Origin of the sequence: Pseudomonas sp. St290, assembly GCF_018325805.1 — a bacterium.
Classification (GTDB): domain Bacteria; phylum Pseudomonadota; class Gammaproteobacteria; order Pseudomonadales; family Pseudomonadaceae; genus Aquipseudomonas; species Aquipseudomonas bijieensis.
Genome location: NZ_AP014703.1, coordinates 5,586,189 through 5,610,534 on the forward strand (window position 1 = coordinate 5,586,189; position 24,346 = coordinate 5,610,534).

The window sequence follows — 24,346 nt, forward strand, 5'->3', positions numbered from 1 at the left end:
CCAGCATTGATGTTGACTGATACACCGCTATCGCGAGCAGGCTCGCTCCCACAGAGGTTGTGTGCTCCGAATTTCCTTACGGCTTATGCGCCCGCGACAGGAATTCGTGGGATTGCATCTCCAGCAAACGACTCAAGGTCCGCTGGAATTCGAACGTCAGGCGACCGCCGGTGTAGAGGTCCTTGAGTTCGACTTCAGCCGAAATGATCAGCTTCACGTTACGGTCGTAGAACTCGTCGACCATGTTGATGAAGCGGCGGGCGATGTCGTCGGTGGTAACGCTCATTTGTTCGACGCCGCTGAGCAGCACGGCGTGGAAGATCTTGCCCAGCTCGATGTAGTCGTTCTGGCTGCGAGGGCCGTCGCACAGTTCGCGGAAGTCGAACCAGGCCACGTCGTCACAGGTGCGGATGGCGCGGATTTCACGGTTCTCGATGATCAATACATCGTTTTCCACCGCCTGGGTGCACTCCGGCGTCAAGGCACGGAAGCTCTTGCGCAAGCTTTCTTCGGCGGCGGCATCCAGGGGAAAGTGGAACAGCTCGGCTTGCTCGAGGTGACGCAGGCGATAATCCACGCCGCTGTCGACGTTGACGATTTCGGTGTGTTCCTTGATCAGCGCGATCGCCGGCAGGAAACGCGCCCGCTGCAGGCCGTCCTTGTACAGGCCGTCCGGCACGATGTTCGAGGTGGCGACCAGGGTCACGCCGTTCTTGAACAGCTCTTCCATCAAGGTGCCGAGGATCATGGCGTCGGTGATGTCGGACACGAAAAACTCATCGAAGCAGATCACCCGGGTCTCGTCGGAGAAACGCTTGGCGATGATGGTCAGCGGGTTCTTCTCGCCACCCAGGGTCTTCATTTCTTCGTGCACACGCTTCATGAAGCGGTGGAAGTGCGTCCGCGTCTTTTCCTTGAACGGCAGCGCTTCGAAGAAGGTGTCCACCAGGTAGGTCTTGCCACGGCCCACCCCCCCCCAGAAATACAGGCCCTTGACCGGTGTCTGGTCTTTCTTGCCGAACAGTTTGCCCAACAGGCCCGGCTTGTTGTTCGACGCCGCGACCAAGTCATCGTACAGGCGCTGCAAATGCCGCACCGCCGTTTCCTGGGCTGCGTCGTGGAAAAACTCCGGGCGTTTCAGATCAGCTTGATATCGTTCTAGGGGCGTCATATTCGTTAGCAAGGCAACAAAAACGGGCCGTCACTGTAGCGATGGCCCAAAGGAATGGCAATCGGCCCGTATTCGGGCCGATGGTCGGAGTTACGCGCCAGAATCAGTCCTGGGCAGGTGTCAGGGCAACACGCAACGCATCAATGCCTGCATCGCGAGCGGCGCTGTCTGCGAAAGCCGGGCTGTCCGCCACGCATTCGCCGTCGAGCCAGACACTGAAACTCTGTCCGTCGTTACGAACATCCAATGGCTGACCGGACTGCAATTGCTTGGTGACCTGGCCAGCAGCCTTGCCATCGGCAAAGTGGCGGGACAACAACAGTTGCTCGCCGTCGGCGGCCAGCAGACGGAAGCGGAAACTGCCGTCGTCTTCGCGAAAGCTCACGAAGCGTGCAGCCTTGGTGGCTTTCTTCTTGGTGCTGGCGGCCACTTGGACCTGGCTGACAAACGACCGCAGGCCAACGGCCTCGCGCAGTTCATTGAGGAACGGCGTCGCCACGGCCCGGGCTTTTTTCGCGCCGTGCTGCAGGATGTCTTCCAGGTCCGCCGGACGCTCGATCAACTGGTGATAACGCTCACGCGCTTCACCCAACTCACTGTCGAGCAACTGGAACAGACGGTTCTTGGCTTCGCCCCAACCCAGGCCTTGCAGCAGTTCGCTGCGGAAGCTGGCGGACTGTTCGGCAGTGGCAAAAGCCTGGAACAGGGTGAACAGGTGCGAATTGTCCGGATCCTTGGCTTCGCCCGGGGCACGGGAGTCGGTAACGATCCGCGAGATCGCGTCCTTCATGTCCTTGGCGCTGCTGAACAACGGGATGGTGTTGTCGTAGCTCTTGGACATCTTGCGGCCATCGAGGCCCGGCAGCGTCGCCACGCTTTCCTCGATCAGCGCCTCGGGCATGGTGAAGAACTCCTTGCCCTGGCCGAACAGGTGATTGAAGCGCTGGCCGATGTCGCGGGCCATTTCCACGTGCTGGATCTGGTCACGACCGACCGGCACCTTATGGGCGTTGAACATCAGGATGTCGGCGGCCATCAGTACCGGGTAGCTGTACAGGCCCATGGTGATGCCGGCGTCCGGGTCTTCGCCGGCCTCGACGTTCTTGTCCACCGAGGCCTTGTAGGCATGGGCACGGTTGAGCAGGCCCTTGGCGGCGACGCAGGTCAGCAGCCAGGTCAGTTCGGGAATCTCGGGAATGTCGGACTGCCGATAAAAGGTCACGCGGTCCACGTCCAGGCCGCCGGCCAGCCAAGTGGCGGCGATTTCCAGGCGCGAACGCTGGATACGCAGCGGGTCATCGCATTTGATCAGGGCGTGGTAGTCGGCCAGGAAGTAGAACGAATCGGCGTTACTGTCGCGGCTGGCGAGGATCGCCGGACGGATAGCGCCGGCATAGTTGCCCAGGTGCGGGGTGCCGGTGGTGGTGATGCCGGTCAGGATACGGGTACGCGTCGTCATGAGTTATCGCTTGTCAGACTGCTGTCAATTCGAAAGGCGCGGCAGGATCAGATCCTTGAGATCGGTCAGCTTGCCATGAAAAAAGTGTCCGCATTCTGCCACTTTCAGCAGCTCATGGGGGCGTTGGAGCGTGTCGGACCATTCGTAAACCAGTTGCGGATCGACCACTTCGTCGGTTTCCGGCTGGATCACGGTCAACTCGCCACTCATCGGCAAGGGCGACTGTTCATTCAGGCGCATCACCGCCGGGGCCACCATGAACAGGTGTTTGAGCGGTTGCCCCTGGGCTTCCAGGCGTCCGCCAAGGCTCGCGGCAACGAAACCACCAAACGAAAAACCGAACAGGGTAAGCGGCAGTTGCGGGTATTTTTCCCGCAGCCAATCGGCGGCGGCCTGGGCGTCGTCGACTTCACCAGTGCCCATGTCATGCGTACCGGCACTGGCACCCACGCCACGATAATTGAAACGCAACGTAACCAGCCCAGCATCGCGGGCAGTGCGTTGCAGGGTCGAGACCACTTTATTGAGCATGGTCCCACCCTGCACCGGGTTCGGGTGGCAGATCAGCGCCAGGCCACGGGGCGCCTCGCTGTCCAGGTACAAGGCTTCCAGTTGGCCCACCGGGCCATCGATGACTACAGGGGTTTCGCGCATAAGCAAGGGAAAGAACTCCGTGACCTCGAATAGGGTCGACTCGTCTAGCTAAAGTCTGTGCCTGGCATGATTGCGATGTTCTTCGCGGTATACAGCGCAGGTCCGAGCCGTTAACGTAAAGCAAAGCCGTTTATAGAGGAAGGACTCGTGGAACACTCGCTCTTAGTTTGGCTGTTGCCGACTCTTGCCCTGGTTGCCGGTGTCGCCATTGGATTCCTGCTTGCCCGATTGCTGCCCAACGCGGTGCCCAACAGCACGCAACGTCAGCTGGACGACATTCAGGAACGTTTCGACAGTTATCAGAATGAGGTGGTCACCCACTTCAACAGCACCGCGTCCCTGGTGAAAAAACTCACCCAGAGCTACCAGGACGTCCAGGATCATCTGTCCGAAGGTGCCAATCGCCTGGCCCTGGACGAGCAGACTCGCCAACGTCTGCTGGCTGCTCTGCAAGCCGATGCGGCACAGACTCCACGGGAACGCCTGACCCCACCAAAAGGGATCCAGGAACCGCCGCGGGACTACGCCCCCAAGGCCCCCAATTCACCCGGCATGCTCGATGAGCATTACGGTTTGAAGAAGTAATCTCCAAGCGACACCCAAAAGCCCGCCCGATCATATGATCGGGCGGGCTTTTTATTGCCTCAAATCCCACTCACTTCACTGTTGATCCATTGTGGCAAGGGTAAATGGCAGCCACAAAAAGGGGGGCCATGTTTCCATGGCCCCCCTTTCATTTATCGCCCAGCGATTACGGATATTGCTGGTAAGTCTGCCCCTGCTGCTGCGGTGCCTGCTGGTAATTCTGGCCCGGAATAGCCTTGAGGTTCACCTCGACACGACGGTTCTGCGCACGGCCGTTGACGTCGGCGTTGCTCGCCACCGGGTTGTCCGGGCCGGCGCCACGGGCCGAGAGGTTGGCACCGCTCACGCCCTGGGATGTCAGGTAGGTCGCCACGCTCTGGGCACGACGCTGGGACAGGTCCATGTTGTGCTGGCGGCTGCCGGTGCTGTCGGTATAACCGACGATTTCGATCTGGTTCTGGTTGAACTCCTTGAGGGAGTTGGCCAGGTTGTTCAGTGGCTGGTAGAAGCTGGAGGCGATGTTCGCCGAGTCGGTGGCGAAGGTGATGTTGCCCGGCATGATCAGCTTGATCTGGTCACCCTGGCGCTGCACTTCAACGCCGGTATTGGCCATGCTCGCACGCAGTTTCTTTTCCTGCTGGTCGGCGTAGTAGCCGTAGCCAGCTGCGGAAGCCCCCACCACCGCCGCGCCGATCAATGCCCCTTTGCCGCGGTTATCGTGACCGATGGCCGCACCGGCCAACGCCCCCGCCAGTGCACCGAGGCCGCCGTACTTGGCGGTTTTGCTCATACCCGACGATTCGGTAGAGGCCTGGCCCTGGTTGTCATAGGGGTTAGGCGACGCACAGCCGGACAACAGGGCCACAGCAGTAGCGACAACGATCAAGCGACGCGAGGTGAACATGGAATGCTCCTGGGTTTTCAGTCTGAAGTGCCAGGGCGTAGGCAATCGACTCTGGCAGGCGTTGGAACACGGCAATCGTTAAAAATTCCGTCCCGCTGCGTCGCGTTTCGCCCGGCTGCCCGATAAAAACCGGCGTCCGGGCGAACGCCCCTCAACCCTGCGCCAGACAGCGGCTCACGCCCCTGACAATCATCTCCACTTCGCGCCCATCGATCGTCAACGGCGGTAACAGGCGGATGGTCTGGCCCCGGGTGACATTGATCAGCAGCCCGTGGTCCCGGGCGGCGCGAAGGGTCAGGTCGCGGACCGGTTGCTTGAGTTCGATGCCGATCATCAAGCCCTGACCGCGAATCGCCAATACATTGGGGTTGTCCGCCAACTCGATCCGCAACCGACTCAGCAATTGTTCGCCCTGGTGCCTGGCGTTATCCACCAGCGCTTGTTGCTCAATGATATCCAGCACCGTGCAGCCGACCCGACAGGCCAGTGGATTGCCGCCAAAGGTGCTGCCATGACTGCCAGGAGTAAACAACTCGGCAGCCTTGCCCCGCGCCAGGCAGGCACCGATGGGCACGCCGTTGCCCAGGCCTTTGGCAAGGGTCATGACGTCCGGCACGATGCCTTCATGCTGGAACGCGAACCATTGGCCGGTGCGACCGATACCGGTCTGGATCTCGTCGAGCATCAACAGCCAGGCACGCCGGCTGCACAGTTGCCGCAAGGCCTTGAGGTAACCCGGTGGGGCGAGCTGCACACCGCTCTCGCCCTGGATCGGCTCCACCAGTACCGCAACGATGCGCTCGGCATGAGCCTGCCGGACCTCTTCCAACGCCGCGAGGTCGCCAAACGGTACCTTGATGAAATCCCCCGGCAACCGATTGAAACCCAGCCGCACGGACGGGCCGTCACTGGCGGACATGGTGCCCAAGGTGCGCCCGTGGAACGCGTTGTCCATGACCACCACCAACGGCTGCTCGACGCCCCTGTGCCAGCCATAGAGGCGCGCCAGTTTCAGCGCGGTTTCGTTGGCCTCGGCGCCCGAGTTGTTGAAAAACACCCGCTCCAGCCCGGACAACTGGGTGAGTTTTTGCGCCAGGCGTTGCTGCCAATCGATGCTGTACAGGTTGGACGTGTGCAACAGCAGGCCGGCCTGCTCGCTGATGGCGGCCACCAGCCGAGGATGGGAATGGCCGACATTGGTCACCGCCACGCCCGCCACCGCATCGAGGTACTCGCGGCCGTCCTGGTCCCACAGGCGCGTGCCCAAGCCATGGGTGAAATTCAGCGCCAGGGGTTGGTAAGTGGTCATCAGGCAGGCAGCGGTCATGGCTCAAGCTCCATCGGGTGGTTTTTTCCAGTATGGTTAGCCACTCAAAATGGATAAATGCGACTTTACTTCAATCATTTAAAAGTTGAGCTTGATAATGGACCTGTTCCAGGCAATGACCGTTTACGTGAAGGTGGTAGAAACCGGAAGCCTGACAGCGGCGGCCCAGGCCTGCGAAATGTCCACCACCATGGTGGGCAATCATCTTCGGGCGCTGGAGCAACGCCTCGGCGTGCGCCTGATCAACCGTACGACACGGCGCCAGCGCCTGACTGAATTCGGCTCGGCCTACTACCAGCGTTGCCTGGAAGTGTTGGGGTTGGTGGCCGATTCCGAACGCCTGGCCGAACAGGCCCAGGGCGAGCCCACCGGCACCCTGCGCATCACCGCACCGCTGACCTTTGGTACCGAACGCCTTTCGCCGGCGCTGGCCGAATTCAGCCAGCGCTTCGCCCAGGTCAAGCTCGACGTGGTGCTGACCAACCAGCGCCTGGACCTGCTCGACCATGGCTTCGACGTGGCCATCCGCCTTGGCCATCCCGACCCGAAACTGATTGCCCGTCCGTTGATGGACTACACCCTGACTATCTGTGCCTCCCCTGCTTACCTGGCCCGGCGAGGCACGCCGGAACAACCCGCGGACTTGCAACAGCACGACTGCCTGTCGTTCGCCTATTCGGCAGCAGACGAATGGCGCTTTGCCCAGGATCACTGGCCGATCAATGGCCCGCAAGGCGAGATCAAGATCCCGGTGAACGGACCGATGCTGATCAACAGCTCCTCGGGCCTGCATCGCGCCGCCCTGGCCGGGATGGGCGTGGTGATGCTGCCCGATGCGCTGGTGGCCCAGGACCTGAAGGATGGACACCTGGTGACGTTGCTGCCGGGCTACCAGCTGCCCCATCGGCCGATGAGCCTGATGTACGCGCAGGATCGCTACCGTTTGCCGAAGCTGCGCAGTTTTGTCGAGTTTGCGCTGAAGAAATGGGGCAAACCCCCAACCCCAGCCGAATGATGTTGTGGCGAGGGGATTTATCCCCGCTGGGTTGCGAAGCAACCCCAAGGCTGTCGGCTCACATCGCAGATGATGTCGGGTTTGATGATTTCTGGGGCCGCTACGCGACCCAACGGGGATAAATCCCCTCGCCACAAAAGCGAACCCCGCCTGAACATCCCCCGCTAGTGACCCCGCGCCCCATCAGCTACTCTTCCTCCTTGGACGAGCATTTTGATATCAAGGCTGATTGAGGAAACGACGATGGGAGATGCCTCGAACATCGACATGCTGCGGTTCGACTTGTCCGATCTGGACGAAGGCGTACTGCACACCATCCTGGAACTGGTCAGCGATGGCATCTGGGACTGGAATGCCAACACCGGCTTCGTCTACCGCAATCCCGGCTGGTACACGATGCTTGGCTACCCGCCTCACTCCCTGGACAACACCGTGCTGACCTGGGAGAGCGTGATCCACCCGGGTGACTATCCACGGGTCATGGCGTTGTTCGACGACTATCTGGAACAAAGATCCCACGGCTACCAGGCCGAATACCGTTGTCGCACGCGCGACGGTTCCTATATCTGGATCGAGGATCGCGGCTACGTGATCGCCCGCAACCCTGACGGCACGGTGGCGCGCATGATCGGCGCCCATCGCAGTATCGACGACAAGAAGCGCTTGTTCGAGCAACTGGAGCGGCGCAACAAGTCCCTGGAAGCAGTGATCGAAGAGCGCACCCGCGAACTGTCCCGGGTCAACCAACAATTGCAGATTCAACTCGAGGAAAACCGTCGACTCGCCGAGACCGATGCACTGACGCTGGTCGCCAACCGCTATCGCCTGGAGCAAGCGCTGCCACTGGCCTGCGAACGTGCCCAGCGCTTTCGCGAACCTTTGTCGCTGATCGCCATGGATGTCGACGATTTCAAAGACATCAACGACCGTTACGGACATGCTTTCGGCGATGCGGCATTGGTGCAAGTGGTGCAGGCGGTCCAGCGCTGCGAGCGCGACGGCGACCTGCTGGTGCGCTGGGGCGGCGACGAGTTCATCATGATCTTGCCCAACACCTCCCTGACCGACGCCTGCCTGATGGCCGAAACCATTCGCCGTGGATTGTCCGACCTGCTGCCGGTGGGCGATTTTCAGATCACCATGAGCTTTGGCGTGGTGCAGCGCTTCGACGATGAACAACAAGCGGCGCTGCTGGACCGGGCGGACCAGGCGCTGTATCGCTCCAAGATGGCCGGCAAGAATGTGATCTGCAAATGAAACCGGGCTCAGGGTCCGCGGCAAAAATGAATGCATCTTTGCGGCGTTTACAGCGGTCATAGGTTGTAACGCTTGCAATCAGGTCCGGGCACTTGTCGACTCGATCCCCCTCCCCTTCTAACCTTTATCTGGGCTGCGCCGGTTGGTCGTTACCCCGGGAGCAATGGCCGGCCTTTCCCGTCGAGGGCACCCACTTGCAGCGCTATAGCGCACGCTTCCCGGCGGTGGAGATCAACAGTTCGTTCTACCGTCCACACCGCCCCGCCACCTACGCAAAGTGGGCCGATAGCGTCACCTCGGACTTTTGCTTCTCGGTCAAAGTGCCAAAACAGATCACCCATGAACGGCGGCTGCTCGATTGCGAAGGGCTTATGGATGATTTTCTGGGGCAATGCTCGCAATTGGGAGAGAAACTGGGCTGCCTGCTGATCCAGTTACCACCATCACTGGCCTTCGATGCCGCAGTGGCCGAAGCATTCTTCACCGCATTGCGCGACCGTTATCAGGGCTATGCCGTGCTTGAACCCCGGCATCCGAGCTGGCTCGCGCCGACGGCGCAAGCACTGCTGCAAGCCCAGCACATCGGCCGCGTCGCCGCCGATCCCTCGCCATTGCCCGGTTGCGATCGACCGGCAGGCTGGCCTGGCGTTCGTTACTACCGGTTGCACGGTTCGCCGCGAATTTACTATTCCCCGTACGATGAGCCCTGGCTGGAACGGCTCGCCCGGCAATTGAAGACCGGGGCCGACACACCGACCTGGTGCATCTTTGACAACACTGCCAGTGGCGCCGCAACGCCCAATGCCCTGCGACTGTTGGAGCTGATGCGAGATTGAAGCCAGGACCGGCAACAAAAGCCAACCTGTCGCCGGTCCGACCGTGACAACACCGTCCGCGTCCAATAGATTAGGCGACCGGAAAAAAGCTCAATGCCTTTCTCGCCTCATCCCGCTAACAGAAGTAGTGAAATTTCAATGTCCGATTCCAATACCGCTGAATCCGTAGTCACCCTGTCGTCCAAAGCGGAATACGAAAACTCCATCAATCTTTCACAGCATCTGCCCCAGGCCAAAACCATCAGTGAAATGGTCCTCGATGCGTTCCAGTCGAACCGCGAAAGCGACCAGATCCGCGAACTGCGCAACGCCATCCGCCAGGCTCACGATGCGTTCGACGACGACAAGGCCTATGAACTGATGGGCCAGCTCAAGCAGCTCAAGGACGCCGAAGCCGCCGACTTCGCGGCCCTGGAAGACCTGAGCAGCCGCTTCCCGATCAGCCGCATTCTCTCCAGCTACAAGGACGATCCATCGTTCCAGGAATTGGTCTACGGCCTGGCCCTGAAAGTGCTGAACCAGACCCACCAGGCCATCAGCAATCCAAGTGGCAGCAAGGGCAAGGCCTCGCGAGCCAAGAAGGAAGCCGAAGTGTTTGTCATCAGCAAGGACGGCATCAGCGTTACCCTGCCCTTGCGCACACCACGCTCCAAGCCGAACGTCGACCGTGAAGCCTTCGAATTCCTCGGTTTCAATTTTGTCGGCGAAGGCGAAGAAGCCGAGCTGGAAAGCGAAACCTTCCTGGACAACGACGGCACCGAACAACCGGTGACCCGCAAGAGCATCGTCACCGCCCTGCAACAGCAAAAAGCCTTCGACGGCTACAGCATCGCCCAGCAATAAGCCTTTTCAGGAGGTTGTGAGTCCACCACAAACACCTGTGGGAGCGAGCCTGCTCGCGATAGCGGTGGTTCAGCTTGCATCGATGTTGAATGTGCCGGTCTCATCGCGAGCAGGCTCGCTCCCACAATGGATCAGCAGCGTTTGTCGACCATGTGTCCACCACGGAAACACCGACAACACCATGAAAAAGCCCCGCGCTTGTGTCGAAGGCGGGGCTTTTTCATGGGTGTCAGCTGTTCAAACAGCGCCAAGTCGTTCGACCATATCTGGAAACTTCTCGACCAGTTTGATCAACAAAGCCGCCTGGGCGTTAGGCTTGGATTTTTCCTGTTCCCAATTTCTCAGGGTACCTGGACTGGTCCTGATGCTCTTGGCGAAAACGGCTTGGGACATGTGGAGCTTGTCGCGCAAAGCCACGATTTCCTGGGCCGACACCTCGGGAACCGGTTTGTCTTCGATCGATATCTGGCGAAGGGTAATCTTGCCCTCGCGGTGAGCGGCCATCTCCTCGACGCCTTGCATCATCTCGGCAAACAGATCGCGCTTTTTCATAAGGTACCTCGTACTTTCAACTCAGCTTCTATGGCGCGCTTGAGCGTCTTCTCTTGCTCGGAGGTCAGGTTTACCAACTCGTCCTTGTCATAAATCGCGAACATCCAAAACTGACGATCGTTCATGAGCCAATAGTAAATGACTCGCAACCCACCCCGCTTCCCTTTGCCACGACGCTCATCGAACCAGCGCAGCTTACGAAAGCCGCCGGTACGTGGCATGACGTCACCGACCTCTGGATGCTCCAGCATATAGGACTGAAGCAGACGATACTCATCATCAGTCAGGTAATGGCCAACCGTGGCGGTGAATGTGGTCGTTTCAAAAAACAGGGTACGCATGGTGGAAACTATATGCAAGTTGCGTATAGATCAACAAACCAAAATCTATTGCGACGAATGACAGTCCATCCATGCCCATCTAGAAAAAAAGCCCCGCGCTTCTCTCGAAGGCGGGGCTTTTTTGTGCAACGTCTGGAGCTTAAGGCGCGTAAGTCAGCAACAGCTCACTCGGCACTTTGAAGTCCAGGGACATCATGACGCTCAGAGCGGTGATGGTGAAGATCGAGAACACGAACAGCTTGCGTGCCCAGACCGTGTCATCCACCGCCTTGTAGCCGGTCCAGGCCATGTACAGCCAGTACATGCCCATGGCGGCGGCGACGGCGAGGTAGCTCATGCCGGCGTAACCGCTGAAGGTCAGCATCAAGGTCGCCACGAGGAAGGCCAGGATGTAGAGCAGGATGTGCTTCTTCGCCACCCGGATACCACGCTTGACCGGCAGCACCGGAATCGAGGCCGCCAGGTAGTCGTTGAAGCGGAAGATCGCGATGGCATAGGAATGCGGCATCTGCCACAGGCTGAACATCACCAGCAGCGTCAGCGCCGCCATGTCGAAGCTGTTGCTCACCGCGACGTAACCGATCACCGGCGGCATCGCCCCCGACAGACTGCCCACCAGCGTGCCGTGGACCGACTTGCGCTTGAGGTACAGGCTGTAGAGGCCGACGTAGATGACAAAACCGATCACTGCGAACAACGCCGCCAACGGGTTGGCGACCCAGTACAACAGCGCGACACCGGCCACGCCCAGCACCGTGGCGAACACCAAGGCCAGTTGCACCGGGATCAGGCCCTGAACCAGGGCGCGGTTCTTGGTGCGCTCCATCTTGATGTCGATGTCGCGGTCGATGCAGTTGTTGAACACGCAACCGGACGCCACCACCAGGGATGTGCCGATCATCGCCGCCAGGAAGATGGCCAGATCGACATGCCCTTTGGAGGCCAGGAAAAAACCGCCTGCCACAGAAAGCACGTTACCGAAAATGATCCCCGGCTTGGTGATTTGGATAAAGTGCTTCAGGGACATCCGGATTTTCCTCAGTGCGCCATCATGTTGGTATGGATGCTGAACATGATCCACAACGACAGGCCAACCAGCAGGACGATCACGATCGCGGCAAAGACAAACGCGACCACGTTGTTACGTTGGGCGGCGGAGCGGTCCAGGTGCAGGAAGTACACCAGGTGCACCAGTACCTGGACCACGGCGAAGATCAGGATGATCCACAGGGTCAGGCTTTTCGGCAGCGTCGGGTACATCACCAGGCCGAACGGAATGACGGTCAGGATCACCGACAGGATGAAGCCGATGGCGTAGGACTTGACGCTGCCGTGGCCGGCGTCGTGGCCATCATGGGAATGAGCGTTAGCCATTTACAGGGTCCCCATCAGATAAACAACGGTGAATACGCAGATCCACACCACGTCCAGGAAGTGCCAGAACAGGCTCAGGCAGCTCAGGCGCGTCTTGTTGGTGGCGGTCAGGCCGTTTTTCTGGACCTGGTACATCATGATCGCCATCCAGATCAGGCCGCTGGTCACGTGCAGACCGTGGGTACCGACCAGGGTGAAGAACCCGGACAGGAAGCCGCTGCGGTTAGGACCGTAGCCCTCGGAGATCAACATGTGGAACTCGTTGATCTCCATGCCGATGAAGCCGGCACCGAACAGGAAGGTCATGGCCAGCCAGCCCAGTACCTGGGTTTTCTTGCCCTTGAACAACGCCAGCATGGCGAAGCCGTAGGTGATCGAGCTGAACAGCAGCAGCGCGGTTTCGCCCAGTACGTACGGCAGCTCGAAGATGTCGTGGCCCGACGGGCCACCGGCGACGTTGTTAACCAGCACCGCGTACGCTGCGAAGATCGACGCAAACAGAATGCAGTCGGTCATCAGGTAGAGCCAGAAACCGAATACGGTCATCTCGCCCGAGTCGTGGTGATGGTCATCGTGCCCATGGTCTTGACCATGGGCGTGTCCAACATTGGTCACTAAGTTCGACATGGTTTAAGCCTGTTCCAACGAGGTTTCAACACGGGTGGCGGTGGCTGGGACTTTCCCGGCCGCTACCAGACGTTTGTGCTGCTCGGCTTCGATGCGCTCGATGACATCCACCGGCACCATGTAGCCCTGATCGTCACGGGCGGCATGGATGGCGAAATACACCACGGTGCCGACCAGGCTGGCGATGGCCAACCACCAGATGTGCCAGATCATCGCGAAACCGAACACGGTCAGCAGCGCCCCCATGACCACACCGGTGGCGGTGTTGTTGGGCATGTGGATCGGCTCGTACCTGGCCGGAACCGGGTACGCGGTACCGTTTTCCTTGGCTTCGGTGAACGGGTCGATGACGTCCGCTTTTGGCAGCACGGCAAAGTTGTAGAACGGCGGTGGCGAAGAGGTCGACCATTCCAGGGTATGGGCATTCCACGGGTCGCCGTGTTCGCACATGTTCTCTGGCTTGTTGCGATCGCGCACGCTGACATACAACTGGATCAGCTGGCAGGCGATACCGACGGCGATCATCACCGCACCGAACATGGCGACGTACAGGTACGGCACCCACTCAGGGTTGGTAGTGGTGTTCAGGCGACGGGTCATGCCCATGAAGCCCAGTACATACAGCGGCATGAACGCGACGAAGAAGCCGGTGATCCAGAACCAGAACGCGGCCTTGCCCCAACCTTCGTGCAGCTTGAAGCCGAACGCTTTCGGGAAGTAGAAGGCGAAACCGGCGATGTAGCCAAACACGGCGCCACCGATGATCACGTTGTGGAAGTGCGCGATCACGAACAGGCTGTTGTGCAGCACGAAGTCAGCACCCGGGATGGCCAGCAGTACGCCGGTCATGCCGCCGATGGCGAAGGTCACCATGAAGCCCAGGGTCCACATTACGTGGCTGGTGAAACGCAGGCGGCCCTGATAGATGGTGAACAGCCAGTTGAACAGCTTCACCCCGGTCGGGATCGAAATCAGCATCGTCGCCAGGCCGAAGAAGGCGTTGACGCTCGCCCCGGAACCCATGGTGAAGAAGTGGTGCAGCCAGACCATGAAGCCCAGCACCGAGATCGCGCCGGAAGCGTAGATCATCGAGTGGTGGCCGAACAGTTTCTTGCCGGAGAAGGTCGAGATGACTTCGGAGAAAATCCCGAACGCCGGCAGGATCAGGATGTACACCTCAGGGTGACCCCAGGCCCAGAACAGGTTGACGTACATCATCGGATTTCCACCCAGTTCATTGGTGAAAATGTGGAAATCCATGTAACGGTCAAGCGTCAGCAAAGCCAGGGTAGCGGTCAGGATCGGGAAGGAGGCGACGATCAGGACGTTGGCCCAGGTGCAGGTCCAGGTGAAGATCGGCATGTCCATCAGCTTCATGCCCGGGGTACGCATTTTCACCACGGTGGCCAGGAAGTTGACCCCCGTCAGCGTCGTACCCAACCCGGAAAGCTGTAGCGCCCAGATGTAGTAATCCATCCCCACGCCCGGACTGTATTGCAGGCCCGACAGCGGCGGATAGGCAACCCAACCGGTCTTGGCGAATTCGCCAACGCCCAGGGACAGGTTGATCAGCACCACGCCCGACACCAGCAGCCAGAAGCTCAAGGAGTTCAGGAACGGGAAGGCCACGTCGCGGGCGCCGATCTGCAGCGGCACTGCAAGGTTCATCAGGCCGGTGAAGAATGGCATCGCCATGAAGATGATCATGATCACACCGTGGGCGGTGAAGATCTGGTCATAGTGTTCAGGCGGCAGGTAGCCAGGCGAACCCTCGGTGGCCATGGCCAGCTGGGTACGCATCATGATGGCGTCGGCAAAACCGCGCAGCAGCATGACCATGGCGACGATGATGTACATCACGCCGATTTTCTTGTGGTCGACCGACGTCAGCCACTCGGTCCACAGGTAGGTCCACTTCTTGAAATAAGTGATGCCTGCAAACAATGCCAGACCACCGAGCGCGATGATGGCGAGGGTCACCATGACAATCGGCTCGTGGAACGGGATCGCTTCCCAACTTAATTTACCAAACATCGTTTACTCCTCTGCCCCGGCAGCTGAATGCGAGCTCATGTCCATCCCTTCCATGTTGTGAGCCACTTCCTTCTCGTTCTTCTCGTGGTGCATCGGCTTGCCCGGATTCATCCCTTCATATTTGTCGATGATGGTCTGGAACAGGTTCGGCGTAACCGACGAGTAGAGTTCGACTGGGTTGTTCTGGCTCGGTTTGGAAAGGGCTTCGTATTCAGCTTTTTCAAGCTGTTTAGGTGCCTTCTTCACATCGTTGACCCAGGCGTCGAAATCTTCCTGGGTCGTGGCGATTGCTTTGAACTTCATGCCGGTGAAACCCGCGCCGCTGTAGTTGGCGGAGATACCGTCGAGTTCGGCGTTCTGGTTGGCGATCAGGTGCAACTTGGTCTGCATGCCCGCCATCGCGTAGATCTGGCCGCCCAGGCCCGGGATGAAGAACGAGTTCATCACGGTGTCAGAGGTGACCTTGAAGTTGATCGGCGTGTGGGCCGGGAACACGATCTTGTTGACGGTGGCGATGCCTTGTTCCGGATAGATGAACAGCCACTTCCAGTCCATCGAGACCACTTCAATGGTGATCGGCTTGACGTCGGAATCCAGCGGACGATACGGGTCCAGGGCGTGGGTCGACTTGTAGGTGACGTAACCCAGGGCAATGATGATCAGCACCGGAATCGTCCACACCGCCACTTCGATCTTGGTCGAGTGCGACCACTTCGGCGTGTAGGTGGCATTGGTGTTGGTCGCGCGGTACTTCCAGGCGAACAGGAAAGTCATGACGATGACCGGCACGACGACCAGCAACATCAGCAACGTGGCGGTGATGATCAGGTTTCGTTCATCCAGGCCGACCTGGCCCTTGGGATCGAGCAGGGTCATGTTGCAGCCTCCCAGCAACAACGTGCCGAGCAGCGGCAGCAAGCCTAGTAATCGGGGGTACCTGTTTTTACTCATCTCACGACCTCTAAAGCAGCTTGCGCAATGCAGTTGGGTTTTGATCGCCAACACTTCACCCTGCCAAGGGTTGGCATTTTCTTGGATTGAATAAGGGCTGCCCGTCGAACGTCAGCGGCTGTTCGACACATCCTGGGCCAGCAGTGAGTTCTTATTCGTTGGTCAAAGGCCTAGTTCAAGCCCAATTCCATTTGGTGCGGATAGTTGGAGGCACCGACACCTGGGGTCGCATGGGGCGCTGGCGCCCTTCGACCACTCTCGTGCTCAAGCTTGAGCCGGGTCGGAAAATCGGTGCGGGCGATTGTAGTGAGCTGACGCGCTGTAGACCATGTCTCATCCCGAAATAATTTTTATCCGATCCGGCAACAATCTCTTGCCGATATTGCAACGGGCAAGCATGTTATCGAAATTCATTCTCAACAAGAACCCCAAAAAACGTAGGCCTACTACGCCCGATTTAGACAGCTCGGGAGGACCGCCAAGCGCTTTTTTGCCCGGCAAGCGCCCAGTTTTCGGGGCCTCTGGCGCCTGACGCTTCGCTGTTAAAAATGCCTGCTGCCAGCGATGCGCTTGTTGCGAAAGCAGACGTTTTTTTATTACAGGGAGAAGCGCTTAATCGGCCTCGCAAAGGCAGAGCGCCTCAAGATATGTGACAACATGTCGCACATTGTCGCAGGCCATTCTTGCCTCGGATCAAGGACGACCCGGCTCGAGAGTGAAACGCAAAACGCCCCGGCTCTCCTGGAGAGAAACCGGGGCGTTTCATTAAGGCGGTTCAGCGAATCTGTTTACGGTTACGCGACACCAGCAACGGCACCAGCACCGCCGTCAACACGAAGGCCACCAACGCCCATTGCGCCAGGGACAGACCCAGGATCGGTGGGTAGGGGGTGGAGCAAAAGCCATCGACCTGGAAGCCCAGCGGGAAGATCTTCGCCAGCGGCAGGTCATCGACAATCGGTTGCAACACGTCGATACCGCAGCTGACCGCGGGGAAGAACTGGGTGTACACGTGATGCCCCGCCACCCCGGCACCGGCCAGGGCGCTGAGCACCACCAGGCCTTCGAAGATCGTCAGGCTGCGACGGGTGCGCATGGCTGCGCCGATGAAGGCGAAAATCGCGATCAGCAACAGCGCATAGCGTTGCAGGATGCACAGCGGGCATGGCGCCTCACCGAGGGCCACCTGCATGTACAGCGCACCGCCGATCAGTGCCAGGCAGATCAGCCCCAGCAGCACCAGGTAGCGCCGCTCACGGCCCAACCGCATCATTTCCTCACTCATTGCGTTTCCCTTTGTCTGCATGGATCGACGCGCAGCACGGCAACACTCGGGTGCGCGCTCGGATGCCCGAAGTCTACACGCAGACCATGACAGTGAACGAGCAGCGGGCGTCGACATTGGAGGGGAATAGACCGCAAGAAGGTTAAGAGCAGATTAATGCGGGTCCGTTGGACAGGGGCGGACCTGCCGCCGCTATCGCGAGCAAGCTCGCTCCCACAGGGGGATTTGGGGCGAATGCGGATTTTGTCACCACACAGATCCAGGGTGGGAGCGAGCTTGCTCGCGATAGCGGTGGGTCAGCTTGCATTGATGTTGAATGTGCCGGTGCCATCGCGAGCAGGCTCGCTCCCACAGTTTTTTGTGGCGTTCACAGGAATCGTGTCCACCACAAATCCCCTGTGGGAGCGAGCTTGCTCGCGATAGCGGTGGATCAGCTTGCATTGATGTTGAATGTGCCGATGCCATCGCGAGCAGGCTCGCTCCCACAGTTTTTTTTGGCGTTCACAGGAATCGTGTCCACCACAAATCCCCTGTGGGAGCGAGCCTGCTCGCGATGAGGCCAACCCGGTTCCCCGAATTAGCCGTGACCTTACTCCAGCGCCGCCGCCGGGCCGAAGAATTCGTAACGGCTCTGCTGGTCCGGCACACCCAAGGCCTTGAGGTGGCGCTTGACGGCCCCCATGAAACCCTTCGGCCCGAGGAAATAGGCGTCCAGGTCACGTTGCTGCGGCAGCCATTGCGCCAGTTGCTCCTGGCTCAACAGCCCCACCTTGTCGGCCGCCGGGCTCAAGCCGTCGTCTTCGTCGTAGCAGTAGAAGCGCTTGAGCTGCGGATGCCGCTTGGCCAGGTCGTCGATCCAGTCGCGGAAAGCATGGGCACTGCCGTTGCGCGCACAGTGAATGAAATGCACCGGCCGCTCGGTTTGCAGCGCCGCCTGCAACATGGCCAGGGTCGGGGTGATGCCGACGCCGCCACTGATCAGCACCAACGGCTTGTCGCTGGCGGTCAGGTAGAAATCCCCGGACGGCGGGAACAACTGGATGCGACTACCGACATCGAAATGATGATGCAGGTGATTGGACACCCGCCCACCCGGCTCGCGCTTGACGCTGATACGGTACTGACCATTGTCCGCCAGGGCCGACAGTGAATAGTTGCGGCGCACTTCCTCGCCATCGAGCACCAGCTTCATGCCAATGTACTGGCCCGGTTCGGCCACCAGGATCGGGCCCTTGTCCGCAGGTTCAAAGTAGAACGAGGTGATCTCCGAGCTTTCCTGGACCTTGGCCGTCAGGATGAACTCTCGTTCGCCACGCCAGCCGCCCGGCGCCTCGGCCTTCTTGTCGTACATGCCGGCTTCGGCGCCGATCAGGATATCGGCCAACTGGTTGTAGGCTGCGCCCCACGCCGCAATCACTTCGGGCGTGGCGATCTCTGCGCCCAGCACTTCGGCGATTGCCCGCAACAGGCATGAACCGACAATAGGGTAATGTTCCGGCAGGATCTGCAGGGCAACATGCTTGTTGACGATCTTCGCCACCAGGTCGCCCAGTTGATCGAGCTGGTCAATGTGCCGTGCATACATCAACACACCGTTGGCCAAGGCACGCGGTTGATCGCCGCTGGCCTGGTGAGCCTGGTTGAACAGCGGGCGCACCTGCGGGTACTCGGACAGCATCATGCGATAGAAGTGAGTGATCAACGCTTCACCCCCGCTTTCCAGCAACGGAACGGTGGAGCGAATGATGGCGCGTTCTTCTCGACTGAGCATAGGGTGACTCCTGGCATATGACCGATAACAGTTACCTAAGCCTTATCAGTTTCCATGCCATAAATTTTTCCATTTAATATCAGTAAGTTAAGAACACTGTAGTCATAACGACACGACGCGCTTTATAGTCGTTACGACTATATGGAGTCATTATGACCGCAACCGCTCTGCTGACCTCCCTGCTGCCACTGGTGGCCGATCTGTCCCGCGAATTGCCTGAAGGCGAACGCTATCGTCGACTGCTCGGCACCTTGCGCGCCCTGTTGCCCTGCGATGCGGCGGCGTTGTTGCGCCTGGACGGCGACTGCCTGGTGCCGCTCGCCGTGGATGGCTTGAGCACCGATACACTGGGCCGGCGGTTCCGGGTCAGCGAACATCCGCGCTTCGAAGCACTGCTGGCCAACCCGCAGCCCACCCGCTTCGCCGCCGACAGCGGCCTGCCCGATCCGTATGACGGGCTGGTCGAAGGGTTGGCCGAGCATCTTGAGGTTCATGACTGCATGGGCTGTCCGCTGTTCGTCGACGAGCGCCCCTGGGGCCTGCTGACCCTCGACTCCCTGGACCCGGAGCGCTTCGAGCCCATCGACCTGAGTGCCCTGCAAGCCTTCGCCAGCCTCGCCGCCGCCACGGTCAGCGCCGCCGAGCGCATCGAGCGGCTGGCCTTGAAGGCCGAGGACGAGCACCGTCGCGCCGAGGTCTATCGCCAGGCCAGCGGCCAGCAACCTCGCGACATGGTCGGCCAGAGCAAGGCCCACAAGCGCCTGGTGGAAGAGATCGCGCTGGTGGGCGGCAGTGACTTGACCGTACTGATCACAGGCGAAACCGGTGTGGGCAAGGAACTGGTCGCCCAGGCCATCCATGCCGCGTCAAAACGCGCCGAGCAGCCACTCATCAGCCTCAATTGCGCCGCCCTGCCGGATACGCTGGTGGAAAGTGAACTCTTCGGCCATGTACGAGGCGCCTTCACCGGGGCCACGAACGACCGGCGCGGCAAATTCGAACTGGCCGACGGCGGCACCTTGTTCCTCGATGAGGTGGGTGAGCTGTCCCTGACCGTCCAGGCCAAGTTGCTGCGAGTGCTGCAGAGCGGCCAACTGCAACGCCTGGGCTCGGACAAGGAACATCGGGTCGACGTACGCCTGATCGCGGCCACCAATCGCGACCTTGCCGAAGAAGTGCGCAACGGCCGATATCGGGCCGACTTCTACCATCGCTTGAGTGTGTATCCGTTGCAGGTGCCGGCGCTGCGTGATCGTGGGCGGGACGTGCTGCTGATCAGCGGGTTCTTCCTGGAGCAGAATCGTTCGCGCATGGGCCTGGGCAGCCTGCGCCTGACCAGCGATGCCCAGGCGGCATTGCTGGCCTACGACTGGCCGGGCAACGTGCGCGAACTGGAACACCTGATCGGCCGCAGCGCCCTGAAGGCCTTGGGTCGGTGCACGACACGCCCGAAAATCCTCAGCCTCAGCGCCCAGGACCTGGATTTGCCCCAGGCTCCTGTGGATAACCCCGCACCTTCGTCCCTCAGTCCGGTACCGGCCATGGCGCAGGTGAGGGGGGACTTGCGCGAAGCGGTGGACGAGTTCCAGCGCCAACTGATCGCGGCCTGCCTGGAGCGTCACCAGCACAACTGGGCCAGCGCCGCCCGGGAGCTGGGTCTGGACCGGGCAAACCTGGGGCGGATGGCCAGGCGATTGGGGCTAAAGTAACTCTCCTGCCCCTGCTTGGACCCGGGACATGGTGGGTACCTTGTGGCGAGGGGATTTATCCCCGCTGGGCTGCGAAGCGGCCCTAAACCCTGTTGCTTCGGAGTATCAGACTGAACGCGCAACGTTTCTGGGGTTGCTGCGCAACCCATCGGGGATAAATCCCCTCACCACAGCTTTTGCCCTAAAGCCTGCCCCCAACAAGTCGATAACCCAATATCACAAGCTGTTCTGGCGATCGGTATGCTCGCCCCACCTTTTTCCACAGAAGGTTTTTATGTCTTCCAACAAAGCCCGCGCAGATTCACTTTCGCTTCTGCTGTTTACCTTGCGCAGCGGCAAGCTGATGGCGATCAACCTGCTCAAGGTCAGTGAGATCATTCCCTGCCCACCGTTGACCAAGCTGCCGGAGTCGCATCCGCACGTCAAAGGCATCGCCACCCTGCGCGGGACATCGTTGTCGGTGATCGACCTGAGCCGCGCCATTGGCGAGCGGCCACTGGAAGATCCGGATGGCGGCTGCCTGATCGTCACCGACGTCAGTCGCTCCAAACAGGGTCTGCATGTGCAGGCGGTGAGCAAGATCGTGCATTGCCTGACCACCGACATCAAACCGCCGCCCTACGGTTCCGGCGGTGTGCGCTCGTTCATCACCGGCGTGACCTCGGTGGACGGTACGCTGGTGCAGGTACTGGACATCGAAAAGGTCATCCACGGCATCGCACCGGCGCAGATCGAAACCGCGCCAACCGAATTGAGCATGGAAGACGCCGAAGTCCTGGGCAACGCACGGATCCTGGTGGTCGATGACAGCCAGGTCGCACTGCAACAATCGGTGCACACCCTGCGCAACCTGGGCCTGCAATGCCACACTGCTCGCAGTGCCAAGGAAGCCATCGAGTGCCTGCTGGACCTGCAAGGCACGGCCGAACAAATCAACCTGATCGTCTCCGACATCGAAATGTCGGAGATGGACGGGTACGCCCTCACCCGGACCCTGCGCGAAACGCCGGACTTCGCCCACCTCTACGTGTTGCTGCACACCTCGCTGGACAGCGCCATGAACAGCGAAAAGGCCCGGCTGGCCGGCGCCAACGGCGTGCTCACCAAGTTCTCCTCGCCGGAACTGACCAAATGCCTGATCACGGCGGCCAAGGCCGTTGCCGAGCAAGGTCACTGAGGCACACCCGATCGGTCCCGGGCGGCCTGGGATCGATCGTCGCCCGGCACCATTCAGGCATACTCCTGCCCTGGCCTCCCAGAATAAGGACATTGCTGATGAAACCCCAAACCCTGATCCTCCTTGGCCTCACTGCCCTGGCCCCCCAGACCCACGCCTCCAGTCCCGACGCGTGGGCAGCCCACGATAAAGCCGTACTCGCCAGTTGCCTCAAGGCCAGCAGTTTGAAAGACGCCGAACCGGTAGGCACTGCCGCACAATTCGACGACCGCGTCGGTTACACCGCGTTGCTGCTGCAAGGCCAGTACCCGCAAAAGCACATGAAAGGCGCGAGTGGCACCGAGCTGTGCCTCTATCGCAAGAAAACCAAGACAGCCTATGTCACCGAGTGGGACTCGATCCGTCCGACCGATAGCGCCCGGTGAATGGCGCATAACTTGCTTCGCAACAGCTGATCGGCGTGTTTCCGTCGCCGTGTTTCAGCCTTCCCCATCGGTCGCCCAATGAACACAACGTTTTCCTGCGTAGGGTGCGGCAAATGCTGCACCGATCACCACGTTCCCCTGACCCTCGACGAGGCCCGCATGTGGGCGGACGATGGCGGCCAGGTGATTGTCCTGGTGGAGGCCTTCCTACCGAACGGCCTCGGCCTGCCGACGGTACAACGCGAGCATGCCGAGCGCCGCTCGGCGGTGGTCCACAGCGGCAGCACCGAGGCCTTTGTGGCGATCACTTTTGCCGCCTACAACGTCGGCCGCTGTCGGAATCTTGACGAAGAAAACCTCTGTCGCATCTATGAGCGTCGCCCCTTGGTGTGCCGTATCTATCCGATGGAAATCAATCCGCACATTCCCCTCAATATCGCCGTCAAGGAATGCCCTCCCGAGTCATGGGAAACCGGGCCACAACTGATACTCGGCGGTGAACTGGTCGACCAGGAACTGGCTCGGTTGATCGAACGCTCACGCCAGGCCGACCGTGAAGAGATCGCCATCAAGGACCGCATCTGCGCCGCCCTCGGCATCCGCACGACGGCCCTCAAGGGCGACGGTTTCACCGCATACCTGCCGGACATGAGCGCATTCGTGGCAGCCCTCGATGAGGCGCGCCGGCAACCGGCGCAACAACACTTCAGTCAATGGCAGTTCCATCTGTCTGGCGACGACGTGGCCAGCCAGGTATCGGCCTGTGGCGCACAGGTGGTTACTGAAGCGCCGGTCAATTACGCCTTTATTTCCTTGCGGGCGGCATAAGATTTTTTAGTGGTTACAAAATCTGAGCCCACCACAAATCAAATGTGGGAGCGGGCTTGCTCGCGAAAGCGGTCTGGCATTCAAAATCAATGCAAGCTGACCCGACGCCTTCGCGAGCAAGCCCGCTCCCACAGGTGGAGTTTGCGATACCCCAGTCAAGCTCCCCCTCGCCTAACCCTCGCCAGGAATGTTAGCGTGCTTGGTATCTTCTCCCAGACGAGCCTTGCACGATGAAAAAAACCGTACTTGCCTTCAGCCGTATCACGCCCCAGATGGTCGAGCGCCTGCAACAGGACTTCGACGTGATCGTGCCGAGCCCGTCCAAGGGCGACATCAACGCACAGTTCAACGAAGCCCTGCCCCACGTCCATGGGCTGATCGGGGTCGGTCGCAAGCTCGGGCGCGAGCAGTTGCAGGGCGCTGCGAACCTGCAAGTGGTCGCCAGTGTCTCGGTGGGCTACGACAACTATGACCTGGCCTACTTCAATGAGCGCGGGATCATGCTCACCAACACCCCCGACGTACTCACCGAAAGCACCGCCGACCTGGCCTTCGCCCTGCTGATGAGCAGCGCCCGTCGCGTAGCCGAGCTGGACGCCTGGACCAAGGCCGGGCAATGGCAGGCGACAGTCGGGCCGCAATTGTTCGGCAGCGATGTGCATGGCAAGACCCTGGGTATCGTCGGTATGGGCAACATCGGTGCAGCCATTGCACGGCGCGGCCGGCTGGGCTTCAACATGCCGATCCTCTACAGCGGCAACAGCCGCAAGACCGAGCTGGAAAACCAGTTGGGCGCACAATTTCGCGAGCTGGATCAGTTGCTGGCCGAAGCGGACTTCGTCTGCCTCGTGGTGCCATTGAGCGAGAAGACCCGTCACCTGATCGGCCAGCGCGAACTGAGCCTGATGAAACCGAGCGCCATCCTGGTCAACATTTCCCGTGGCCCGGTGGTGGATGAACCGGCGCTGATCGAAGCCTTGCAAAACAATCGCATCCGCGGTGCCGGGCTGGATGTCTACGAGAAAGAACCGTTGGCCGAATCGCCGCTGTTCCAGTTGAAGAACGCCGTCACCCTACCCCATATCGGCTCGGCGACCCACGAAACCCGCGAAGCCATGGCCAATCTTGCTGTGGATAACTTGCGCAGCGCTTTGCTGGGCGAGCGTCCGCAGAACCTGGTCAACCCGCAGGTCTGGAAGTAACCCGCCTGGCAGGCCCTGT

The 24,346-nt window shown here is 60.1% G+C and carries 24 protein-coding genes; 10 read left to right on the plus strand and 14 right to left on the minus strand.

Annotated elements, in window-relative coordinates; all coding sequences use genetic code 11:
* Positions 1 to 76 precede the first annotated feature (76 nt).
* The 3 genes from zapE to PBDP_RS24380 all read right to left on the minus strand — a co-directional run bounded on the left by zapE (position 77) and on the right by PBDP_RS24380 (position 3,284).
* Positions 77 to 1,171, minus strand: a complete 1,095-nt coding sequence (zapE, locus tag PBDP_RS24370) for a cell division protein ZapE (RefSeq protein ID WP_109754824.1) — start codon at positions 1,169 to 1,171, stop codon at positions 77 to 79.
* Between the two features lie 103 nt (positions 1,172 to 1,274).
* Positions 1,275 to 2,630 (minus strand): tryptophan--tRNA ligase, encoded by a 1,356-nt coding sequence (locus PBDP_RS24375; protein WP_109754825.1) that lies wholly within the window; start codon positions 2,628 to 2,630, stop codon positions 1,275 to 1,277.
* A 24-nt stretch (positions 2,631 to 2,654) separates the two neighbouring features.
* On the minus strand, positions 2,655 to 3,284 hold the full coding sequence (locus PBDP_RS24380; protein WP_109754826.1) for an alpha/beta hydrolase: 630 nt from the start codon (positions 3,282 to 3,284) through the stop codon (positions 2,655 to 2,657).
* Between the two features lie 147 nt (positions 3,285 to 3,431).
* On the opposite strand from PBDP_RS24380, the gene PBDP_RS24385 reads away from it, so the two are divergent.
* Positions 3,432 to 3,869 (plus strand): Z-ring associated ZapG family protein, encoded by a 438-nt coding sequence (locus PBDP_RS24385; protein ID WP_003205372.1) that lies wholly within the window; start codon positions 3,432 to 3,434, stop codon positions 3,867 to 3,869.
* Positions 3,870 to 4,035: 166 nt separating this feature from the next.
* On the opposite strand, the gene PBDP_RS24390 is transcribed toward PBDP_RS24385, so the two are convergent.
* Positions 4,036 to 4,773, minus strand: coding sequence for a YiaD family glycine zipper/OmpA-like lipoprotein (locus tag PBDP_RS24390; RefSeq protein ID WP_109754827.1), 738 nt, complete (start codon positions 4,771 to 4,773; stop codon positions 4,036 to 4,038).
* 151 nt (positions 4,774 to 4,924) lie between these two features.
* The gene (locus PBDP_RS24395) at positions 4,925 to 6,100 is read right to left on the minus strand and encodes an aspartate aminotransferase family protein (protein WP_109754828.1); all 1,176 of its coding nucleotides are present in this window, start codon (positions 6,098 to 6,100) and stop codon (positions 4,925 to 4,927) included.
* Between the two features lie 97 nt (positions 6,101 to 6,197).
* Between PBDP_RS24395 and PBDP_RS24400 the strand changes: the two genes are divergently transcribed.
* The 4 genes from PBDP_RS24400 (at position 6,198) to PBDP_RS24415 (ending at position 10,051) form a co-directional block, all read left to right on the plus strand.
* Positions 6,198 to 7,115: a LysR family transcriptional regulator gene (locus PBDP_RS24400; RefSeq protein WP_109754829.1), complete on the plus strand. Its 918-nt coding sequence runs from the start codon at positions 6,198 to 6,200 to the stop codon at positions 7,113 to 7,115.
* Between the two features lie 243 nt (positions 7,116 to 7,358).
* The gene (locus PBDP_RS24405) at positions 7,359 to 8,372 is read left to right on the plus strand and encodes a sensor domain-containing diguanylate cyclase (protein WP_109754830.1); all 1,014 of its coding nucleotides are present in this window, start codon (positions 7,359 to 7,361) and stop codon (positions 8,370 to 8,372) included.
* A 92-nt stretch (positions 8,373 to 8,464) separates the two neighbouring features.
* Complete coding sequence (locus PBDP_RS24410) at positions 8,465 to 9,208, plus strand: DUF72 domain-containing protein (protein ID WP_212801427.1); 744 nt, start codon at positions 8,465 to 8,467, stop codon at positions 9,206 to 9,208.
* A gap of 138 nt (positions 9,209 to 9,346) precedes the next feature.
* The gene (locus PBDP_RS24415; RefSeq protein WP_212801428.1) at positions 9,347 to 10,051 is read left to right on the plus strand and encodes a hypothetical protein; all 705 of its coding nucleotides are present in this window, start codon (positions 9,347 to 9,349) and stop codon (positions 10,049 to 10,051) included.
* A gap of 237 nt (positions 10,052 to 10,288) precedes the next feature.
* Here PBDP_RS24415 and PBDP_RS24420 read toward each other — a convergent pair whose 3' ends face one another.
* From PBDP_RS24420 to hmpA, 9 genes are all read right to left on the minus strand, one after another.
* Entirely contained in the window at positions 10,289 to 10,603 is a 315-nt protein-coding gene (locus PBDP_RS24420) for a helix-turn-helix domain-containing protein (RefSeq protein WP_003205391.1), read from the minus strand.
* Positions 10,600 to 10,944, minus strand: a complete 345-nt coding sequence (locus tag PBDP_RS24425; RefSeq protein ID WP_109754833.1) for a toxin — start codon at positions 10,942 to 10,944, stop codon at positions 10,600 to 10,602. Before PBDP_RS24425 ends, PBDP_RS24420 begins: the two co-directional genes overlap by 4 nt.
* A gap of 139 nt (positions 10,945 to 11,083) precedes the next feature.
* Positions 11,084 to 11,971 carry a heme o synthase gene (gene cyoE, locus PBDP_RS24430; protein WP_109754834.1) on the minus strand — a complete coding sequence of 296 codons (888 nt, stop codon included), beginning with the start codon at positions 11,969 to 11,971 and terminating at the stop codon, positions 11,084 to 11,086.
* Positions 11,972 to 11,982: 11 nt separating this feature from the next.
* Entirely contained in the window at positions 11,983 to 12,318 is a 336-nt protein-coding gene (cyoD, locus tag PBDP_RS24435; protein WP_025211927.1) for a cytochrome o ubiquinol oxidase subunit IV, read from the minus strand.
* Positions 12,319 to 12,945, minus strand: a complete 627-nt coding sequence (locus PBDP_RS24440; protein WP_109754835.1) for a cytochrome o ubiquinol oxidase subunit III — start codon at positions 12,943 to 12,945, stop codon at positions 12,319 to 12,321. It abuts the gene before it with no gap.
* Between the two features lie 3 nt (positions 12,946 to 12,948).
* Entirely contained in the window at positions 12,949 to 14,979 is a 2,031-nt protein-coding gene (gene cyoB / locus PBDP_RS24445; protein WP_109754836.1) for a cytochrome o ubiquinol oxidase subunit I, read from the minus strand.
* A gap of 3 nt (positions 14,980 to 14,982) precedes the next feature.
* Positions 14,983 to 15,930, minus strand: coding sequence for a ubiquinol oxidase subunit II (gene cyoA, locus PBDP_RS24450; RefSeq protein ID WP_003205397.1), 948 nt, complete (start codon positions 15,928 to 15,930; stop codon positions 14,983 to 14,985).
* Between the two features lie 775 nt (positions 15,931 to 16,705).
* A complete protein-coding gene (locus PBDP_RS24455; protein WP_109754837.1) occupies positions 16,706 to 17,215 on the minus strand; it encodes a disulfide bond formation protein B in 510 nt (169 codons plus the stop codon).
* 589 nt (positions 17,216 to 17,804) lie between these two features.
* Complete coding sequence (gene hmpA / locus PBDP_RS24460; RefSeq protein WP_163856787.1) at positions 17,805 to 18,986, minus strand: NO-inducible flavohemoprotein; 1,182 nt, start codon at positions 18,984 to 18,986, stop codon at positions 17,805 to 17,807.
* Positions 18,987 to 19,138: 152 nt separating this feature from the next.
* Here hmpA and norR point away from each other — a divergent pair, with 152 nt between their 5' ends.
* From norR to PBDP_RS24485, 5 genes are all read left to right on the plus strand, one after another.
* A complete protein-coding gene (gene norR / locus PBDP_RS24465; RefSeq protein WP_212801429.1) occupies positions 19,139 to 20,695 on the plus strand; it encodes a nitric oxide reductase transcriptional regulator NorR in 1,557 nt (518 codons plus the stop codon).
* 274 nt (positions 20,696 to 20,969) lie between these two features.
* Positions 20,970 to 21,872: a chemotaxis protein CheV gene (locus PBDP_RS24470; protein WP_109754840.1), complete on the plus strand. Its 903-nt coding sequence runs from the start codon at positions 20,970 to 20,972 to the stop codon at positions 21,870 to 21,872.
* A 98-nt stretch (positions 21,873 to 21,970) separates the two neighbouring features.
* Entirely contained in the window at positions 21,971 to 22,297 is a 327-nt protein-coding gene (locus PBDP_RS24475) for a hypothetical protein (RefSeq protein ID WP_116833410.1), read from the plus strand.
* A gap of 78 nt (positions 22,298 to 22,375) precedes the next feature.
* The gene (locus PBDP_RS24480) at positions 22,376 to 23,125 is read left to right on the plus strand and encodes a YkgJ family cysteine cluster protein (RefSeq protein ID WP_109754842.1); all 750 of its coding nucleotides are present in this window, start codon (positions 22,376 to 22,378) and stop codon (positions 23,123 to 23,125) included.
* A 230-nt stretch (positions 23,126 to 23,355) separates the two neighbouring features.
* On the plus strand, positions 23,356 to 24,327 hold the full coding sequence (locus PBDP_RS24485; protein ID WP_109754843.1) for a 2-hydroxyacid dehydrogenase: 972 nt from the start codon (positions 23,356 to 23,358) through the stop codon (positions 24,325 to 24,327).
* Positions 24,328 to 24,346: the final 19 nt, after the last annotated feature.

Bases quoted from the DNA above. Each gene is read 5' to 3' on its own strand.
- zapE (WP_109754824.1), bottom strand. From the start codon at position 1,171: ATGACGCCCCTAGAACGATATCAAGCTGATCTGAAACGCCCGGAGTTT.
- PBDP_RS24375 (WP_109754825.1), bottom strand. From the start codon at position 2,630: ATGACGACGCGTACCCGTATCCTGACCGGCATCACCACCACCGGCACC.
- PBDP_RS24380 (WP_109754826.1), bottom strand. From the start codon at position 3,284: ATGCGCGAAACCCCTGTAGTCATCGATGGCCCGGTGGGCCAACTGGAA.
- PBDP_RS24390 (WP_109754827.1), bottom strand. From the start codon at position 4,773: ATGTTCACCTCGCGTCGCTTGATCGTTGTCGCTACTGCTGTGGCCCTG.
- PBDP_RS24395 (WP_109754828.1), bottom strand. From the start codon at position 6,100: ATGACCGCTGCCTGCCTGATGACCACTTACCAACCCCTGGCGCTGAAT.
- PBDP_RS24400 (WP_109754829.1), top strand. From the start codon at position 6,198: ATGGACCTGTTCCAGGCAATGACCGTTTACGTGAAGGTGGTAGAAACC.
- PBDP_RS24405 (WP_109754830.1), top strand. From the start codon at position 7,359: ATGGGAGATGCCTCGAACATCGACATGCTGCGGTTCGACTTGTCCGAT.
- PBDP_RS24415 (WP_212801428.1), top strand. From the start codon at position 9,347: ATGTCCGATTCCAATACCGCTGAATCCGTAGTCACCCTGTCGTCCAAA.
- PBDP_RS24420 (WP_003205391.1), bottom strand. From the start codon at position 10,603: ATGAAAAAGCGCGATCTGTTTGCCGAGATGATGCAAGGCGTCGAGGAG.
- PBDP_RS24425 (WP_109754833.1), bottom strand. From the start codon at position 10,944: ATGCGTACCCTGTTTTTTGAAACGACCACATTCACCGCCACGGTTGGC.
- cyoE (WP_109754834.1), bottom strand. From the start codon at position 11,971: ATGTCCCTGAAGCACTTTATCCAAATCACCAAGCCGGGGATCATTTTC.
- cyoD (WP_025211927.1), bottom strand. From the start codon at position 12,318: ATGGCTAACGCTCATTCCCATGATGGCCACGACGCCGGCCACGGCAGC.
- PBDP_RS24440 (WP_109754835.1), bottom strand. From the start codon at position 12,945: ATGTCGAACTTAGTGACCAATGTTGGACACGCCCATGGTCAAGACCAT.
- cyoB (WP_109754836.1), bottom strand. From the start codon at position 14,979: ATGTTTGGTAAATTAAGTTGGGAAGCGATCCCGTTCCACGAGCCGATT.
- cyoA (WP_003205397.1), bottom strand. From the start codon at position 15,930: ATGAGTAAAAACAGGTACCCCCGATTACTAGGCTTGCTGCCGCTGCTC.
- PBDP_RS24455 (WP_109754837.1), bottom strand. From the start codon at position 17,215: ATGAGTGAGGAAATGATGCGGTTGGGCCGTGAGCGGCGCTACCTGGTG.
- hmpA (WP_163856787.1), bottom strand. From the start codon at position 18,986: ATGCTCAGTCGAGAAGAACGCGCCATCATTCGCTCCACCGTTCCGTTG.
- norR (WP_212801429.1), top strand. From the start codon at position 19,139: ATGACCGCAACCGCTCTGCTGACCTCCCTGCTGCCACTGGTGGCCGAT.
- PBDP_RS24470 (WP_109754840.1), top strand. From the start codon at position 20,970: ATGTCTTCCAACAAAGCCCGCGCAGATTCACTTTCGCTTCTGCTGTTT.
- PBDP_RS24475 (WP_116833410.1), top strand. From the start codon at position 21,971: ATGAAACCCCAAACCCTGATCCTCCTTGGCCTCACTGCCCTGGCCCCC.
- PBDP_RS24480 (WP_109754842.1), top strand. From the start codon at position 22,376: ATGAACACAACGTTTTCCTGCGTAGGGTGCGGCAAATGCTGCACCGAT.
- PBDP_RS24485 (WP_109754843.1), top strand. From the start codon at position 23,356: ATGAAAAAAACCGTACTTGCCTTCAGCCGTATCACGCCCCAGATGGTC.